The organism is Neobacillus sp. SRL179 (genome assembly GCF_984799095.1).
Genome location: NZ_OZ481792.1, coordinates 3,505,586 through 3,522,969, shown reverse-complemented (window position 1 = coordinate 3,522,969; position 17,384 = coordinate 3,505,586). Strand labels below are relative to the sequence as shown.

The 17,384-nt window shown below is 40.1% G+C and carries 15 protein-coding genes; 13 read left to right on the top strand and 2 right to left on the bottom strand.

Annotated elements, in window-relative coordinates; genetic code table 11:
- Window positions 1-13: 13 nt before the first annotated feature.
- The 7 genes from AC4E8C_RS17480 (at window position 14) to yajC (ending at window position 5,919) form a co-directional block, all read left to right on the top strand.
- A complete protein-coding gene (locus tag AC4E8C_RS17480) occupies window positions 14-688 on the top strand; it encodes a YhcN/YlaJ family sporulation lipoprotein (RefSeq protein ID WP_490207934.1) in 675 nt (224 codons plus the stop codon).
- Between the two features lie 132 nt (window positions 689-820).
- On the top strand, window positions 821-1,375 hold the full coding sequence (locus tag AC4E8C_RS17475) for a BofC C-terminal domain-containing protein (protein ID WP_490207933.1): 555 nt from the start codon (window positions 821-823) through the stop codon (window positions 1,373-1,375).
- Window positions 1,376-1,696: 321 nt separating this feature from the next.
- Window positions 1,697-2,308, top strand: a complete 612-nt coding sequence (gene ruvA / locus AC4E8C_RS17470; RefSeq protein WP_490207932.1) for a Holliday junction branch migration protein RuvA — start codon at window positions 1,697-1,699, stop codon at window positions 2,306-2,308.
- A gap of 13 nt (window positions 2,309-2,321) precedes the next feature.
- Window positions 2,322-3,323, top strand: a complete 1,002-nt coding sequence (gene ruvB / locus AC4E8C_RS17465; RefSeq protein ID WP_490207931.1) for a Holliday junction branch migration DNA helicase RuvB — start codon at window positions 2,322-2,324, stop codon at window positions 3,321-3,323.
- A gap of 55 nt (window positions 3,324-3,378) precedes the next feature.
- Complete coding sequence (gene queA, locus AC4E8C_RS17460) at window positions 3,379-4,407, top strand: tRNA preQ1(34) S-adenosylmethionine ribosyltransferase-isomerase QueA (RefSeq protein WP_490207930.1); 1,029 nt, start codon at window positions 3,379-3,381, stop codon at window positions 4,405-4,407.
- Between the two features lie 36 nt (window positions 4,408-4,443).
- On the top strand, window positions 4,444-5,583 hold the full coding sequence (gene tgt, locus AC4E8C_RS17455; RefSeq protein ID WP_490207929.1) for a tRNA guanosine(34) transglycosylase Tgt: 1,140 nt from the start codon (window positions 4,444-4,446) through the stop codon (window positions 5,581-5,583).
- 30 nt (window positions 5,584-5,613) lie between these two features.
- Window positions 5,614-5,919 (top strand): preprotein translocase subunit YajC, encoded by a 306-nt coding sequence (yajC, locus tag AC4E8C_RS17450; RefSeq protein WP_490207928.1) that lies wholly within the window; start codon window positions 5,614-5,616, stop codon window positions 5,917-5,919.
- Window positions 5,920-5,993: 74 nt separating this feature from the next.
- On the opposite strand, the gene AC4E8C_RS17445 is transcribed toward yajC, so the two are convergent.
- Window positions 5,994-6,356, bottom strand: a complete 363-nt coding sequence (locus AC4E8C_RS17445; protein WP_490212601.1) for a TIGR04086 family membrane protein — start codon at window positions 6,354-6,356, stop codon at window positions 5,994-5,996.
- Between the two features lie 246 nt (window positions 6,357-6,602).
- On the opposite strand from AC4E8C_RS17445, the gene AC4E8C_RS17440 reads away from it, so the two are divergent.
- On the top strand, window positions 6,603-7,265 hold the full coding sequence (locus AC4E8C_RS17440; RefSeq protein ID WP_490212600.1) for a DUF421 domain-containing protein: 663 nt from the start codon (window positions 6,603-6,605) through the stop codon (window positions 7,263-7,265).
- A gap of 57 nt (window positions 7,266-7,322) precedes the next feature.
- Here the strand turns inward: AC4E8C_RS17440 and spoVB are convergent, their stop codons facing one another.
- The gene (spoVB, locus tag AC4E8C_RS17435) at window positions 7,323-8,873 is read right to left on the bottom strand and encodes a stage V sporulation protein B (protein ID WP_490207927.1); all 1,551 of its coding nucleotides are present in this window, start codon (window positions 8,871-8,873) and stop codon (window positions 7,323-7,325) included.
- A gap of 144 nt (window positions 8,874-9,017) precedes the next feature.
- Here spoVB and AC4E8C_RS17430 point away from each other — a divergent pair, with 144 nt between their 5' ends.
- The 5 genes from AC4E8C_RS17430 to AC4E8C_RS17410 all read left to right on the top strand — a co-directional run bounded on the left by AC4E8C_RS17430 (window position 9,018) and on the right by AC4E8C_RS17410 (window position 17,378).
- The gene (locus AC4E8C_RS17430; protein ID WP_490207926.1) at window positions 9,018-9,314 is read left to right on the top strand and encodes a post-transcriptional regulator; all 297 of its coding nucleotides are present in this window, start codon (window positions 9,018-9,020) and stop codon (window positions 9,312-9,314) included.
- A 141-nt stretch (window positions 9,315-9,455) separates the two neighbouring features.
- Window positions 9,456-11,720 (top strand): protein translocase subunit SecDF, encoded by a 2,265-nt coding sequence (gene secDF / locus AC4E8C_RS17425; protein ID WP_490207925.1) that lies wholly within the window; start codon window positions 9,456-9,458, stop codon window positions 11,718-11,720.
- Between the two features lie 273 nt (window positions 11,721-11,993).
- A complete protein-coding gene (gene recJ / locus AC4E8C_RS17420; protein ID WP_490207924.1) occupies window positions 11,994-14,357 on the top strand; it encodes a single-stranded-DNA-specific exonuclease RecJ in 2,364 nt (787 codons plus the stop codon).
- Window positions 14,348-14,860, top strand: coding sequence for an adenine phosphoribosyltransferase (locus tag AC4E8C_RS17415; protein ID WP_490207923.1), 513 nt, complete (start codon window positions 14,348-14,350; stop codon window positions 14,858-14,860). The genes recJ and AC4E8C_RS17415 overlap by 10 nt, the downstream gene beginning before the upstream one ends.
- Before the next feature lie 322 nt (window positions 14,861-15,182).
- Entirely contained in the window at window positions 15,183-17,378 is a 2,196-nt protein-coding gene (locus tag AC4E8C_RS17410; protein WP_490207922.1) for a RelA/SpoT family protein, read from the top strand.
- The last annotated feature ends 6 nt before the right edge of the window (window positions 17,379-17,384 follow it).

Below are 17,384 nucleotides of genomic sequence, written 5' to 3'. Positions count from 1 at the left end.
GGGGGTTTTTCGCTTGATCAAGAAACAGTGGATGATTCCTCTTTCCGCGGCATTAATTTTCGGTGTAGCGGGATGTGCTAATGGTAAGGGTGTGAGTAATAATTCGGTACCAATGGGTTATTACTCGAATGAAAACCATCCTAATAATGATTATGAGCTGTTAAGGGATAATGATGGTGCTGTAACGGATATAATGGACCACAATCTAGGTGATGAAGACAGGTCCATAACTGAACAAAATAGAAGACAAATGCAAACCAGAGATGAAAATGGCAATCCCAAAAATCCAACGACCCCAAGGGCATCTAAGGATCAAAACTTTTTCCAGCGGGATAATCGGTTTAGCACAAGTGATATGAATTACCATGGTCACTTGAGTACTAAAAATGGAAAAAATGGTGTGGCAACGAATCCGAACTTTCAAGATCATGTTACTGAGAACATAAGAAACACTGTTGCTGATATCAACAATGTTCAGGATATTAGATCAGTGGCATATGGAAATACGGTAATCGTGTCAGTAAAGTTACGCGATCCAGACAAGGCAGCTGAAACAAAAAGCGCCATTAAAAAAGCGGTAAAGCCTTATGCCAATGGACGAACAGTAACCGTCCTTACGGATGAAGGAACACTAGGCCGTGACCGAAACAATCATAATGATTTTCAGCGAGAAAAGGGTGGCAGTTAATCTGACCTTATTTTGAAGAAGGCAAAGCTTCGGGCTTTGTCTTCTTTTATTTATGGTAGGATAAAAAGGCAAAATAAGGCTAAACTAGTACTGTAAATATTGTTCAATTATTAACAATAAGAGGTGAGTAACATGAGGGTCAATTGGATAGCAATGGTTCGGTTTGCCGTAGCCGTATTTGCTGTTATTCTCTTCATGTTTATTGGTAGAGTACCTGGAAGTTTTATAACAGGCTCTGCTGCCCAACAGGAAAATGGTCAAACACAGCCAGACAAGCAGCCACTAAACATGACGGTTATTTTAGAAAGGGTATATCTTGATGGAGAAATCAGTCAAGAGGTAGTTCACGAAACGTGTTGGACGATGGAAAACTTTTGGGCAAAATATGACCAATGGCGGCTTATTGACATTGAGGATTCGACGTTTGTCTTTCGAAAACAAGTGGACGATATATCCCCATTGCTGAAATCTCATGGATTTTTTGGCGTAACGGATGATGGGATATTGACGATTTTCAATGGCAGGCCAGGACAATCAAGAATTATTCAATCCTTTTTTCAAATAGATATCAAAAAGTTAGAAAGTAAAAAACAAGAGGAGCTCATTCAGGGCATCCCGATTAAAACAAAAGATAATTATGTTGAAGTATTAGAGACCTTTAAGCCATATTCAGTGAAAAAAGAATAGCTTGATACCGAAAACAGGCTGATGGAACAACATCAGCCTGTTTTTTTGATTTAAAAGTTGTATTTTTGACGTTTTATTTGCGATTTTTTTCGTTTTATTTGCGAATCCAGCGGATTTATTTGCGAATTTCATGATTCTATTTGCGAATCTAACTATCTTATTTGCGAATCGAATCTTTCCGCCCTGACATACTGAATTATTCGACTTTTTTCTAAAAAGCGATTTTCTTCAACTCCCAACTTTACTTATGATAAAATGAAAGATAGCCTGAATTTTCACAGCGGTCCAATCGATGTGGGTTCAATTAGGGAGAGAATACGATTGTATGAATTTATAAAAGGAAACGTTGAGTTTGTCGGACCTGAATACATTGTCATTGAAAATAATGGGATCGGATATCAAATCTCAACACCTAATCCGTTTATTTATACGGGTAAGATGGAAACAATGGTCACAGTATATACTTATCATTACGTGCGAGAAGATATTATCGCTTTATATGGATTCGAAACAAGAGAAGAGAAGCGATTGTTTACAAAATTATTAAATGTCTCTGGAATCGGTCCTAAAGGAGCTTTAGCGATCCTTGCTTCCGGTGAAGTACAACAAGTGGTCAATGCGATTGAAAATGAAGATGAGAGCTTTTTGGTGAAATTCCCTGGAGTCGGCAAAAAGACGGCCCGGCAAATGATCCTTGACCTTAAGGGGAAATTGCAGGATATCGTTCCAGATTTCTTTCCCAATCTATTCAATGCTGATCAACTTCCGCTGCATACACAAGCTGGCAATACAGCCCTTGAAGAAGCCATCTTGGCTTTAAAAGCGCTGGGTTATTCGGATAAAGAAATTAAAAAGATTTCCCCTGAATTACGAAAAGAACAGCTTTCAACGGACCAATATATTAAGAATGCACTTAAGCGGCTTTTAAAATAGGCGGTGATGATGGATGGAAGAGCGGATTATTTCAAGTGAAGTAAACGAAAGTGAGATTAGTATTGAACAAAGCCTGCGTCCGCAAACCTTAAAACAATACATTGGACAAAATCAGGTGAAAGAGAACCTTGAAATTTTTATACAGGCGGCAAGGCTTCGAAAGGAAACCCTCGACCATGTTCTTCTCTATGGTCCCCCTGGTTTGGGAAAGACGACGCTTGCTGTCATTATTGCCAATGAAATGGGTGTAAATATTCGTACTACCTCAGGTCCAGCGATTGAACGGCCTGGTGATTTAGCGGCTATTCTCACCGCTCTTGAGCCAGGGGATGTCTTATTTATTGATGAAATTCATCGTCTGCCGCGAACGATCGAAGAGGTATTGTATCCGGCAATGGAGGATTTCTGTCTTGATATCGTAATCGGGAAGGGGCCAAGTGCCAGGTCTGTCCGCCTCGACCTCCCGCCGTTTACACTTGTCGGTGCCACGACGAGAGCAGGCTCCTTATCCGCCCCGCTTCGGGACAGATTTGGTGTTTTAAGCAGGCTTGAGTATTATAAAGAAGATCAGTTGAAGAGCATAGTGATGAGGACCTCTGATTTGTTTGATACGGAAATTGATGAACCCTCAGCAGCAGAAATTGCAAGAAGAGCAAGGGGAACCCCTCGGGTAGCCAATCGGTTGCTTCGCAGGGTGAGAGATTTTGCACAAGTAAAGGGAAATGGTACAATTGACCTTAAACTTGCTAGAGAAGCATTAGAACTGTTACAGGTTGACCGTCTCGGGCTTGATCATATTGATCATAAGCTTCTAAAAGGAATTATTGAAAAATTCCGCGGCGGTCCGGTTGGTCTTGATACCATAGCTGCATCCATTGGTGAAGAGGCAGAGACAATCGAAGATGTATACGAACCCTATTTATTACAAATTGGCTTTTTGCAGCGAACCCCTCGTGGAAGGGTGGTAACGGGAGCGGTTTATCACCATTTTGGCATGGAGGTGCCGATGGAATAACCACTTTCCTATTTTTTATTTTAGTAAGATATCAATAAAGTAAGGTGTGTTTTAGATGAAAGTAGATTTATTTGATTTCCATTTACCAGAAGAATTAATTGCACAAGTTCCGCTTAAAAATCGGACAGACAGCCGGTTAATGGTTTTAGATAAACAAACTGGCGAAATTAAGCATGAAGTGTTTAAAAATATAACGGAATATTTGCGTGAAGGGGATTGCCTTGTATTAAACGATACAAAGGTATTGCCAGCACGCCTTTTTGGTGTCAAAAAAGAGACTGGTGCCAAAATTGAAGTCCTATTGTTAAAGCAGCTTGAAGGAGATCAGTGGGAAACACTTGTTAAACCGGCAAAACGAGTGAAGGAAGGAACCGAGCTTGATTTTGGCGACGGCCTTCTTACCGCTGTTTGCACAGGGACGTCCGATCATGGCGGCCGAGTCTTCGAATTTAAATATAAAGGGATATTCTACGAGGTGTTAGACCAGTTAGGGGAAATGCCGCTGCCGCCATACATAAAAGAGCAGTTAGAAGACAATGACCGTTACCAAACAGTCTATGCGCGTGAACCTGGATCAGCTGCAGCTCCAACGGCTGGACTTCACTTTACCGAAACTTTGTTAGATGAAATCCGAGCAAAAGGCGTCCATGTTGCGTTTATTACGCTTCATGTGGGGCTTGGTACGTTCCGCCCTGTAAGTGTGGATGACGTGTTAGAGCACGATATGCACGCTGAATTTTATATGGTAACGGAAGGAACGGCCCAATTATTAAATGATGTAAGAAGCAAGGGCGGCAGAATTATAACCGTTGGGACGACATCAACGCGGACCCTAGAGACCATCGCTTCCGCAAATGATGGGAAGTTTACGGAGGGAAGCGGCTGGACAAGTATATTTATCTATCCTGGTTACGAATTTAAAGCGATTGATGGAATGATTACCAATTTCCATCTGCCAAAATCAACCTTGATTATGCTCGTCAGCGCTTTGGCCGGAAGAGAACATATTTTAAACGCCTACAATACCGCTGTTGCTGAGCGCTATCGCTTTTTCAGCTTTGGCGATGCCATGTTTATTGTCTGAGTTAGTTAGGCTTTGCAGAAGGAAGGAGACAAAAATTTGACTGCGATTCGTTATGAATTAATTAAAACTTGTAAACAAACGGGGGCCAGGCTTGGCAGAGTCCACACTCCGCACGGATCATTTGATACACCTGCTTTTATGCCGGTTGGGACATTGGCAACCGTTAAAACGATGTCACCAGAAGATCTAAAGGAGATGGGTGCAGGTATTATTTTAAGTAATACCTACCACTTATGGCTTAGACCAGGACATGAAATTATCAAGGAGGCTGGCGGCCTTCATAAATTCATGAATTGGGACCGGGCTATCCTAACAGATTCCGGCGGTTTTCAGGTGTTCAGTTTAAGTGAATTCCGTAAAATTGAAGAAGAAGGGGTTCATTTCCGTAACCACATGAGCGGTGAGAAATTATTTTTATCACCAGAGAAGGCCATGGAAATTCAGAATGCCCTCGGTTCAGATATTATGATGGCGTTTGATGAGTGTCCGCCATATCCTGCAGAATTCGAATATATGAAGAAATCCGTTGAGCGGACTTCCAGATGGGCTGAACGTTGTTTAAACGCCCATCAACGTCCAGAGGATCAAGGTTTATTTGGGATTGTCCAAGGGGGAGAATACGAAGAACTTCGCAGACAAAGCGCTAACGACCTTGTATCCCTCGATTTTCCTGGTTATGCCGTTGGCGGATTATCTGTTGGTGAGCCAAAGGATGTCATGAATCGGATGCTTGAGTTTACAACACCATTATTACCAACCAATAAACCTAGATATTTAATGGGGGTTGGTTCTCCAGACTCGTTAATAGATGGCGCCATTCGCGGAATTGACATGTTTGACTGTGTGCTGCCAACAAGGATTGCAAGAAATGGTACATTGATGACTAGCACGGGTCGTCTTGTCGTGAAAAATGCCCAATATGCGCGGGATTTTGGACCGCTCGATCCAGATTGCGATTGCTACACTTGCCGAAATTACAGCAGAGCCTATATTCGTCACTTAATTAAATGTGATGAAACCTTTGGAATTCGTTTAACGTCTTATCATAATCTCTATTTTCTGTTAAGATTAATGGAGAAGGTCAGACAAGCCATTATGGAAGACCGGCTTGGTGATTTCCGTGAAGAGTTTTTTGAACGTTATGGTTTTAATAAACCTAACGCGAAAAATTTCTAATAGAACCATTTTGGAAAGGAGGGAAACAAGATGCAAGGTTTTGGTACAATCATTCCATTGATTTTAATGTTTGTGTTATTTTACTTCTTATTGATTCGCCCGCAGCAAAAACGTCAAAAGGCGGTTGCTAACATGCAAAGCGAATTAAAAAAAGGTGATAAGATTGTCACGATTGGCGGTCTTCATGGTTTCGTAGATTCCATTGACGAATCCAAAGTAGTGATTAAATGTGGTGACGGCAGCCGTCTCACCTATGATCGCTCTGCCATTCGTGAAGTGACTGAATCTAGCCCCAGCTCAAGCGCTAGTGAGGGAAGCGTAAACTTAACAAAATAATGCCAAAAGAGGAAGCCAGCAAAAAGGCTTCCTCTTTTTCGTAAGGTAAGAAGTTCCAGGGCGCTTCCGCTTTTCTAAGCAGATCTCCGTGAATTGTTGGTGGAAATATTCACCCCTAAAATACCACCCATCATTGCGATTAAGGTGTAACAGGTGTGATAAATGACTTGCTCTGCATCAAACAGACGGTCATATCCAAGGTATTGAAACAAAAAGACAACGATGGAATAAATGAGCCCTGTTAAGCCGCCGATAAGCCAGCCTCTTTCCTTTCGTTTTCCCCCAGAAAGAAAGCCTCCTCCAAATAGTCCAATAAATGATAAAGCTGTAATCACATATTGAAGTGATCCTTCCCGAGCGGCTGTGAATCTAAGAATAAATGCAAAAATTAAGCTGCATAGGACGGCAAAAACAAAGATGAATAGCAATCCATACAGAATGGATGTCCCAAAACTTTTCGATTCGATTTTAACTCTCCCCCTCCTGTGTCTTTAATACTGAACTTCTGTCCTTTTTTACATCTGAGACAGTTTGTTCCTAGTACAAGCGTATTCAAGGTTAGCGAAAGTTAGAATATAAATTTGCTTCCTTACCCATTTGAAAACCAGCTTGGATTTTTTTCCCTTTCATTAAAAGATCTCAAATGCAAATACTATTTTTGAATGCAAAAAAAGGGGCGACTAATAGTGGAGTTTGTATCGATTGTATTTCGGACCATATTCTTTTATATCCTCATCATAGTTATTTTCCGTATTATGGGGAAAAGAGAAATTGGCGAATTGAGTATCCTCGATCTAGTGGTGTTCATTATGATTGGTGAAATGGCGGTAGTCGCAATTGAAAATAATCGTACGCCCATGCTGCACACAATGGTCCCAATGTTGGTCTTAATGGCCATTCAAATTACCACAGCCATTATTTCATTAAAAAGTAAGAAGTTCCGTGATCTCATGGACGGGCAGCCGATCATCATTATTAATAGGGGGAAGATTGATGAAAATGCCATGCGAAAGCAGCGATATAATTTTGATGATTTAATGACTCAACTTAGAGAGAAGGATATACGTAGTATTGCCGACGTAGAATTTGCCATTTTAGAATCGTCAGGAAGTTTGTCAGTGATAGAAAAATTAGAGACAAGCCAGGATGAAGCAAAACAAGGTGATATTACGATACCTTTAATCATGGATGGAGAAATTAATGAGGAAAATCTAAAAAGAATAAATAAAACGAATCTATGGCTTCGGCAGGAACTGAAAAAAAAGGGATATCGAGATATTAAAAGAATTTCCTTCTGCAGCTATGAAAATGGGAAATTCTACATTGACCTATTGGACGAACATTAAGAAGAAGACACGCCATCAAGTGCATGTCTTCTTTTTCATTTCATGTGCATTTGGTCTTTAAAAAGCAAAAATATGACCTATCCATGGAATGCGTTTAAGCTCGTCTTTTTTTATCAGTCGGAATAAAATCAGCATAATGAAATAAGAAATGGTCATGGCTAATGTCGTGGTAATGACTCGGATGATTAAACTTTCGCTTAATAAGATGTGGTTATATACCCAATAACCGATCCAACCGGATGCCCCCATCACTAGAAACCCTTTGATATAATCCCGAATAATGAAGGAAAATGAAACCTTTTTTAACACGGTGGCAAAATGAAGTCCAGTCACCAACACAAAACCAACTATTATGCCTAACGCTACGCCAGTAATCCCGAAAGAGGCTTGGGAGGCTAGTAAAAAAATGACCGCTGTTTTCACAACCGCTCCAATCAGACTATTAATCATTGCCGCCCGGGCTAAATTTAAAGCTTGTAAAACAGCTTGTAAGGGACCTTGATAGTAATAGACAATAAAGAACGGAGCCATGAGGCGGATAAAGAAGGAGCCCTTTGTTGAGCCGTACATGAGCTGCATGAGTGGATCTGCCAATACATAAAGGACAATAACAGCAAGCCCGCCTGATAAAAATACAAATCGTAATGCCTGCTGGAGGCGGTATTCAATCAATTTAAAATTTCTTTGGGAATTAGCCTCACTGATTGCAGGAACAAGTGAGGTCGCCAGAGAAAAAGTAACAAACGATGGAAGCATTAACAGCGGCATGGCATATCCAGTTAGGGCACCGTATTGTTTTGTGGCATTCACGGCAATTACTCCTGCCAAGGCTAAACTGTGAGCTACTACAATCGGCTCAAAAAACCAAGAAATAGAACCAATCATTCTGCTTCCCATTGTAGGTAAGGCAATTTCCAATAGATCTTTGAGCGTCCGTTTTCCTTTATGAATGTGTTGAAAGAAATTTTTTCTGAGCCTAAAGCGCTTTTTTAATTTAAACATAGTTAATAGGTAAATGAGTGAGAGTAATTCCCCTAGGACAGATGCGCCCATTGCCGCTGCTGCACCATATTCCACCCCATAGGGAAGAAATGTTTTTGTGGCAGTTGCGATTAAGGTGATTCTCACAAATTGCTCTAGAACTTGCGATATCGCGGATGGTCGCATGTTTTGCCGCCCTTGGAAGTACCCTCGTAAAACAGACGAGATGGCGATAATCGGGATTGCCGGTGCAATCGCAATTAATGGGTAATAGGTCCGTGGGTCGGTAAAGAGTGTCGTGGATAGAATGGGTGCAAGTAAAATCAAGGCAGGTGTAATGATAATTGATAAGCCCACCGTGATGGAAAGGGAAACAACCAGTATTTTTTTAATTTCTGCATAATCCCCTTTGGCTTCTGCTTCGGCTATATTTTTAGAAATGGCGACTGGAAGACCTAACTGCATAATCGTTACCATTAGAATAAACGTTGGGTATGCCATCATATATAAGCCGACGCCTTCCTCACCAATGCTGCGGGCTAAAACGATTCGATAAATAAACCCTAGGACTCTCGTAATAAAGCCAGCCACTAACAGGATGAAAGTCCCTTTTAAAAACTTTGACATTTAGGTTCCCACCTTCTCAAATAAGAAGAATTCATATACAATTAACTATATGCCTTAAGGTGGACAAAGCATGACAAGTACTATTAGCTTTTTGGAAATGGCTCAATTAAAAGAGGACCTTATTGGGTTCTAGGAGGCAGAGAGATGGATTATAGTCACGTAAACGAACAATTTCGTACCCAAGTTCAACCTGCAATTGCGAGTAAACTTAGAGAATTTCGCCTGTTAGGGATTGATTCTGTGTCAGAAGGGGCTTTTTGGGAATTCTTAGTAAAGAAAAAGTGGAAAAAGGTAAAAAGTGAAATGAGACTTTACGAAATTATCCAGGATATTCTCTCGATAAAGGCAAGTGATTATGTGAGCTTTGCGACCATTGAGGCCTATAAAACGACGGAGTTTTCTTTTGATAATGAGGATGAATTAAAAGAACTTTTAAAATAAGTAAGAATATATTCATTTTTTGTAAATTGACAGCCTATCCAACTTATTTCATAATAATAACAGCGACTTTTTTTATTATTTATATATAATGCTTTTTACGTTAAGTGCTAAGGCACGTGCATTAAGGAGGAACATTACATAATGGTAAAGCGTAGTAGAATTATTGCTTTCTTTCTTATTGTCCTTATTATAGGAAGTACAATAGGAGCAACAACAAAGAACATCCTGAACAACATTAAGCTGGGATTAGATCTCCAGGGTGGTTTCGAAGTTTTATATGATGTAAAACCAGCCAAGAAAGGTCAAAAGATTGACAAAAATGTAATGGCAAGTACGGCTGAAGCGCTTGATAAGCGGATTAACGTCCTTGGGGTAAGTGAACCAAACATCCAGATTGAAGGAAATAAACGGATTCGTGTTCAACTTGCTGGTGTTACGGATCAAAATAAAGCGCGTGAGATATTGTCTACTCAGGCTAATTTAACTTTCCGTGATGCTAATGACCGTCTGATGATGGACGGTTCTGACTTGAAACAAGGCGGAGCAAAGCAAACTTTCGATGAAAGTGGTGCACCAAGTGTCTCATTAACATTAAAGAGTGCCGATAAATTCCGTAAAGTCTCCGAAGAAATTATGAATATGGCACCAAACAATGTCCTTGTCATTTGGCTGGATTTTGAAGAAGGCAAAGACTCCTTTAAGGAAGAGGTAACGAAACCAAATCCTAAATTCTTATCAGCTCCAACTGTAAAACAAATTTTTAATCAAGATACGGTCTCAATCGTTGGTAGTTTTAAGACAACTGAAGCCCAATCCTTGGCATCACTTTTAAATGCCGGTTCTTTACCAGTTAAGCTGGATGAAGTGTATTCAACTTCTGTTGGCGCTAAGTTTGGGGAACAGGCATTAACTGAAACTGTTACAGCAGGAATTATCGGCGTTGCCATCATTTTCTTGTTTATGATTTTCTACTACCGTTTCCCTGGGTTTATTGCAACGATTACGTTATCAATCTTTACTTATCTAGTTCTATTAATTTTCGATTGGATGAATGGATCCCTGACCTTGCCGGGTATCGCGGCGATTATCCTCGGGATTGGAATGGCCGTCGATGCCAACATCATCACCTATGAACGGATACGAGAAGAAATTAAGGTTGGGAAATCGATTAAATCAGCTTACCAAGCTGGTGAAAAAAATGCCTTTACATCGATTCTGGATTCTAACTTAACCACAATTCTTACAGCAGCTGTGCTCTTCTTCTATGGGACAAGCTCTGTAAAAGGATTTGCGACGATGTTAATTATTAGTATTCTGATGAGCTTTTTAACTTCAGTTTACGGTGCACGTCTACTGTTAGGCTTATGGGTTCACAGCAATCTCTTTAAAAATAAACCAAGTTGGTTTGGAGTGAAACAATCCGATATCCATGATATTGCTGAAAATTACGATACATTAGATCTGCCTACTCGCTTTGATAAATTGGATTTTGTCAAACCTAGAAAGAAATTTTTCCTTATTTCAGGTATATTGATTGCTGCAGGTTTAATTATTCTTATTGTCTTCCGTTTGAACCTTGCAATCGATTTTACAAGTGGAACGCGTGTTGAAGTATTATCTGATAAACCATTGACTACTGAAAAAGTACAAGCAGCTTTTGAGGACCACAATTTAAAAACCGATGACATTGTGATATCTGGGGATAACAAGGAACGTGGCTCGGCTCGTTTTGTTGGTGTTCTCAAAAAAGATGAAATCGCTAAGTTAAAATCGGATTTTAAAAAGGAATTTGGTTCCGAACCAAACGTAAGTACGGTTTCACCTGTGGTCGGAAAAGAATTAGCCAAAAACGCTTTTATCGCCTTATTACTTGCCTCAATTGGAATCATTATTTATGTCAGTGTTCGTTTTGAATTCTCGATGGCGATTGCAGCAATTGCTTCACTATTGCACGATGCTTTCTTCATGATTGCGTTCTTCAGTATTACAAGACTAGAAGTAGACTTGACCTTTATTGCGGCCGTTTTAACAATTGTCGGTTACTCGATTAACGATACCATCGTTACATTCGACCGGATGCGCGAAAATATGCATAAGAAAAAACGTCTTAAAACAGATTCTGATATTGCCGATGTGTTAAATACAAGTATCCGTCAAACCCTGACCCGTTCTGTTAATACTGTATTAACGGTTCTAATCACGACCGTGGCACTGATGATTTTTGGGAATGAATCCATTTTCAACTTCTCAATCGCCTTATTTATCGGCTTATTGGTTGGTGTCTACTCTTCCATTTGTATCGCTGGACCGCTTTGGTATGTGTTAAAAACCCGCGAGCTTAAAAAGAAAGGCACTATTAAAACGGTCAAAGAAAAGAAAAAATACTCTGACCAACCACAAGTCTAGAAAAGCGTAAGTGCCCGTTTAGCAGCGTATGGACTGGAGCGCTTCGACTGAGATAAAGGAAACACGGAGAGCGATAGCGATCCGATGTTGACTTATCGTAGGGAGAAGAGCGAAGTACACTAGCTGCTGGGCACTGGAGCTGGACATTTCTTAAAGTTGAATCTAATATTTTTATACTGTGAAAAAACCGCAGAAAGTCTGCGGTTTTTTCTTTTTATTGAATAGTGGAATCTGCTCCTGTATAATTAGAAAGTCTGAGGGGTGAACGTGCCAATGTTAAAATCAAAAACAAAATGGATTGTTCGCAGTTCTGATCACAACCTGGTAAAGAAATTTGCAAATGAATTAAATATTACACCTCTAGTTGCATCATTACTTGTTAACCGTGGATTGGATACCGTTGATACTGCACGGTATTTTTTATTTGGAAAAGGTGAATTCCATGACCCTTATTTGTTAAAAGGGATGGATCTTGCTGTTAATAGAATTCGCGATGCCATCGAAAAGCAGGAACCCATTCTCATTTATGGGGATTATGACGCGGATGGTGTCAGCAGTACGTCTGTGTTAATGATTACCCTTCGTGATTTGGGTGCGAATGTGCAATTTTATATTCCCAATCGATTTACAGAAGGATATGGTCCGAATGAACCTGCATTCCGTCAGGCGGCAGAATCAGGAATTAAATTAATCATTACGGTGGATACAGGAATAGCAGCGGTCCATGAAGCTGCGGTGGCGAAAGAACTTGGTTTGGACCTGATTATAACCGATCACCATGAACCAGGCCCTATCTTACCTGAAGCACTAGCTATTATCCATCCAAAACATCCTGAAAGTATTTATCCATTTCGGGAATTGGCAGGAGTTGGAGTTGCCTTTAAACTTGCCCATGCCTTATACGGGGAAGTTCCCGAGCATTTGTTTGAAATAGCGGTAATTGGTACTGTCGCTGACTTAGTATCATTAAAAGGGGAAAATCGTCTCATCGTCAAAAATGGCCTTGAAAAGCTGAAGATGACTAAGAACATTGGTCTTAAAGCTATTTTAAAACTAGCTGGTGTTGACCTGATGTCGATCAATGAAGAAACGATTGGATTTACCCTTGCTCCGAGAATTAATGCGGTGGGCAGATTAGAAGATGCTGATTTAGCAGTTCAACTGATCTTAACGGAAGACCCGGAGGAAGCTCGAACCTTAGCTGAGGAAATGGATCAATTAAATAAGACAAGACAAGCTATTGTCAATACGATTACAAAGGAAGCAATGGAAGAGGTTGAAAGAAACTTCCCGATTGACCGTAATAAGGTTCTCGTCATTGGCAAAGAGGGCTGGAATCCCGGCGTGATTGGAATCGTAGCTTCGAGACTGGTTGAAAAATATTATCGGCCAACGATTGTGTTAAATTTTGACCCAGAAAAAGGCCTTGCAAAGGGTTCAGCCAGGAGTATTGCGGGGTTTGATCTTTTTAAAAACTTATCAACCTGCCGAGAAATCCTTCCCCATTTTGGCGGGCATCCAATGGCTGCCGGAATGACGTTAAAGCTGGAAGATGTGGTGGAGCTTCGAACACGTTTAAATCATTTGGCAGAGGAACAGCTGACCGCTGACCATTTAATTCCGATTACCCATCTTGATGAGGAAATCCATCTTAACGAGATTAGTTTATCCACTTTAGATGAAATCAATCTGCTCGCTCCGTTTGGTATGGATAATCCAAAACCTAAAGTGTTAATTAATCAGGTGGAGATTGCCACGATGAGGAAAATTGGCAGTGAACAAAACCATATAAAGTTGGTAGTCAATGAAGATGGTGCCAATCTTGATGGAGTCGGCTTTGGATTGGGGTCATTAGTTGACCATATTTCACCAGCTTCGAAAATTTCATTAATAGGAGAATTATCTATTAATGAATGGAACAATATACGTAAACCACAAATTTTTATCCAGGATATCGCTGTTGATTCATGGCAATTATTTGATTATCGCGGCCAAAAACGGATCCATAATCTTAAACAAGCAGTCCCTGTTGAAAATAGAAAACTGGTTGTTTTTAATAAAGAACATCTAGATTTCCTAGCGCCTGACTTGCGAGCAGATGCCAATCTCATCCAAGAAATTGAGGAAGCAAAAGAATTTGATGGAGATCAAGCCAATATTGCTTTAATTGATATGCCGCCATCAAAGGAACTGCTTCAGGTTTTATTAGAAGGAAAACAACCATCAAGGATTTATGCTTATTTTTATAAAGAATCCAGTGATTTCTTTACTATGATACCGACTCGCGATCATTTTAAATGGTTCTATGCTTTTCTTTTGAAAAAAGGCCCTATTGACCTGAAACGCCATGGGGAGCAAATAGCTAAACATCGCGGCTGGTCAATGGAAACGATTATCTTTATTTCAAAGGTGTTTTCTGAACTGGATTTTGTTACAATAAACAATGGATTTATAACTTTAAAAACTGGAGCGCAAAAGCGTGATCTAACAGACTCAAGAACTTATCAATTAAAACAAGCTCAGTATGCACTCGAAAGAGATTTATTATTTTCATCCTTTCAGGAATTAAAAAGCTGGTTCGATCAAGTTATTCAAGAGTCGGTTAAAACTGAGGAGGCAATTGAAGAATGGATTTAAAAGAATTTATTACGATCGTACCTGATTATCCAAAGCCTGGAATTAAGTTTAAAGACATTACACCTTTAATGAATAATGGTGATGCCTATAAATATGCAACAGATCAAATCGTTTCCTATGCTCAAGAGAAACAAATTGATATTATTGTAGGACCTGAAGCACGCGGCTTCATTATCGGCTGTCCAGTTGCTTACGCATTGGGAGTAGGATTTGCTCCCGTTCGTAAAGAAGGCAAACTCCCACGGGAAACCATCAAAGTGGGCTACGGACTTGAATATGGGAAAGATGTCCTGACTATTCATAAAGATGCGATTCAACCAGGACAACGTGTTTTAATCACAGATGACTTGTTAGCAACAGGCGGCACGATCGACGCTACCATTCAATTGGTGGAACAGCTTGGCGGTGTAGTTGCTGGTATCGCTTTCTTAGTTGAGTTAAGCTACTTAGAAGGACGTAAAAAACTAGACGGCTACGATGTATTAACATTGATGCACTATTAAAAGGTAAAGAGGGCACTCAAAATAGAGTGCTCTCTTTCATATAAATAAATAGTCCTGAATTTGTTATTTTTGCGGTTAAATGTAGCCATAATAGATGGAAAAATCGACAAAATTATCGTAATTTCTAGAAAAAAGGCAGAATCTCTTTACATCTTCGTTATTTTTTTCGATAATAGTAACAATCATTCTAATTTAGGAACGATTTTTTAAACTATAACATTTATATCCTTATAGAGAATTCTATAAGTGGTTTACACAATAGAGGAAAAAATTTTGGTTTGATTTTGTTAAATAAAAATGAGATGAAAATAAAGGTGATTTCATGGCGAATGATCAAGTGTTAACAGCCGACCAAGTCATCGACAAGACGCGGAAATATTTAAATGAAGAGCATGTTGATTTAGTTAAGAAAGCATATGAATATGCCAAACATGCTCATCGTGAACAATATCGAAAATCGGGAGAGCCGTATATAATTCATCCGATACAGGTTGCAGGAATTCTTGCAGACCTCGAGATGGATCCAGCTACGGTCGCTGCAGGTTTTCTCCATGACGTTGTAGAAGATACGAATATATCCTTAAAGGATATTGAAGAGGCTTTTAACAGCGAAGTGGCCATGCTTGTCGATGGGGTTACAAAGTTAGGGAAAATTAAATATAAATCTCACGAGGAACAGCAGGCGGAGAATCACCGCAAAATGTTTGTGGCGATGGCTCAAGACATCCGTGTCATCTTAATTAAGCTTGCCGACCGTTTGCATAATATGCGGACACTTAAACATCTTCCGGTTGAGAAACAGCGTCGGATTTCAAATGAAACACTTGAAATTTTTGCACCTTTAGCTCATCGTCTTGGTATTTCTAAGATTAAATGGGAGTTGGAAGATACCGCATTAAGGTATTTAAATCCACAGCAATATTACCGGATTGTAAACCTTATGAAGAAAAAACGCGCGGAACGGGAGCAATATTTAGAAGACGTGATCGAAGAAGTGAAGCACCGAATGGGTGAAGTTTCGATTAAAGCGGAGCTTTCAGGCCGGCCTAAGCATATTTATAGTATTTATCGAAAAATGGCTCTGCAAAACAAGCAATTCAGTGAAATTTATGACTTGCTTGCGGTTCGTATTGTCGTGAACAGCATAAAAGATTGCTACGCTGTCCTTGGCATTATTCATACCTGCTGGAAGCCTATGCCTGGCCGTTTTAAGGATTACATTGCCATGCCTAAGCCCAATATGTATCAGTCCTTGCATACAACGGTGATTGGTCCTAAAGGGGACCCGCTCGAGGTCCAAATTCGAACGTATGATATGCACCGAATTGCTGAATTCGGGGTTGCGGCTCACTGGGCATACAAAGAAGGCAAAACGATTAGTGATACATCAACCTTCGAACAAAAATTAACCTGGTTTAGGGAAATTCTTGAGTTTCAAAACGATACAGCTAATGCCGAAGAGTTTATGGAATCTTTAAAAATTGATCTGTTCTCCGACATGGTGTTTGTGTTTACGCCAAAGGGTGAGGTTATTGAATTGCCGTCTGGTTCTGTCCCGATTGATTTTGCCTACCGAATTCACTCTGAAATAGGCAATAAAACGATCGGTGCAAAAGTGAACGGCAAAATGGTGACACTTGACTATAAACTGAAGACCGGGGATATTATTGAGATTCTCACATCGAAACATTCCTACGGTCCAAGTATGGATTGGTTAAAGCTCGCCCAAACCTCACAAGCGAAAAATAAAATTCGCGCCTTTTTCAAGAAACAACGTCGTGATGAAAATGTGATTAAAGGCAAAGAGCTAGTCGAAAAAGAAATCCGGAGCATGGAATTCGATATTAAAGAAATTTTAACTCTGGACAATCTGAAAAAAGTTGCCGAGAAATTTAATTTTTCAAACGAAGAAGATATGTATGCGGCCGTCGGTTATAATGGCGTCACAGCCTTGCAAGTGGCTAACCGCTTAACAGAAAAGTGGCGGAAGAAACGGGATAAGGAACAGGAGGCAAGCATTACCAATGCCATTACCGATCTTAAAACCTTCCCATCTGCTAAAAAGCGGGAATCCGGCGTACGTGTCCAAGGGATTGATAATTTATTAATCCGCTTATCACGTTGTTGTAACCCGGTTCCTGGCGATGAGATTGTTGGTTTTATTACCAAAGGCCGTGGTGTCTCTGTCCACCGTTCAGATTGTACGAATATTGATTCCAATGACGCTCAGAACAGATTGATTCCAGTTGAGTGGGAATCAGCCTTAAACGACCGTAAAGAATATAATGTTGATATCGAAATCAGCGGCTTTGACCGAAGAGGATTGTTGAATGAAGTTCTCCAGGCCGTTAATGAGACTAAAACAAATATTAATGCCGTTACGGGTAAAACGGATCGAAATAAAATGGCCACGATTAGTATGACCATTGCTATTCATAATGTTAATCACCTCCATAAAGTGGTGGAGCGGATTAAGCAAATCCCAGATATTTATTCGGTTCGCCGAATTATGAACTAAGGAGTC

Coding starts and splice junctions, on each gene's coding strand:
- AC4E8C_RS17475 (WP_490207933.1), top strand. CDS start 821: ATGAGGGTCAATTGGATAGCAATGGTTCGGTTTGCCGTAGCCGTATTT.
- ruvB (WP_490207931.1), top strand. CDS start 2,322: ATGGAAGAGCGGATTATTTCAAGTGAAGTAAACGAAAGTGAGATTAGT.
- queA (WP_490207930.1), top strand. CDS start 3,379: ATGAAAGTAGATTTATTTGATTTCCATTTACCAGAAGAATTAATTGCA.
- yajC (WP_490207928.1), top strand. CDS start 5,614: ATGCAAGGTTTTGGTACAATCATTCCATTGATTTTAATGTTTGTGTTA.
- spoVB (WP_490207927.1), bottom strand. CDS start 8,873: ATGTCAAAGTTTTTAAAAGGGACTTTCATCCTGTTAGTGGCTGGCTTT.
- AC4E8C_RS17430 (WP_490207926.1), top strand. CDS start 9,018: ATGGATTATAGTCACGTAAACGAACAATTTCGTACCCAAGTTCAACCT.
- secDF (WP_490207925.1), top strand. CDS start 9,456: ATGGTAAAGCGTAGTAGAATTATTGCTTTCTTTCTTATTGTCCTTATT.
- recJ (WP_490207924.1), top strand. CDS start 11,994: ATGTTAAAATCAAAAACAAAATGGATTGTTCGCAGTTCTGATCACAAC.
- AC4E8C_RS17415 (WP_490207923.1), top strand. CDS start 14,348: ATGGATTTAAAAGAATTTATTACGATCGTACCTGATTATCCAAAGCCT.
- AC4E8C_RS17410 (WP_490207922.1), top strand. CDS start 15,183: ATGGCGAATGATCAAGTGTTAACAGCCGACCAAGTCATCGACAAGACG.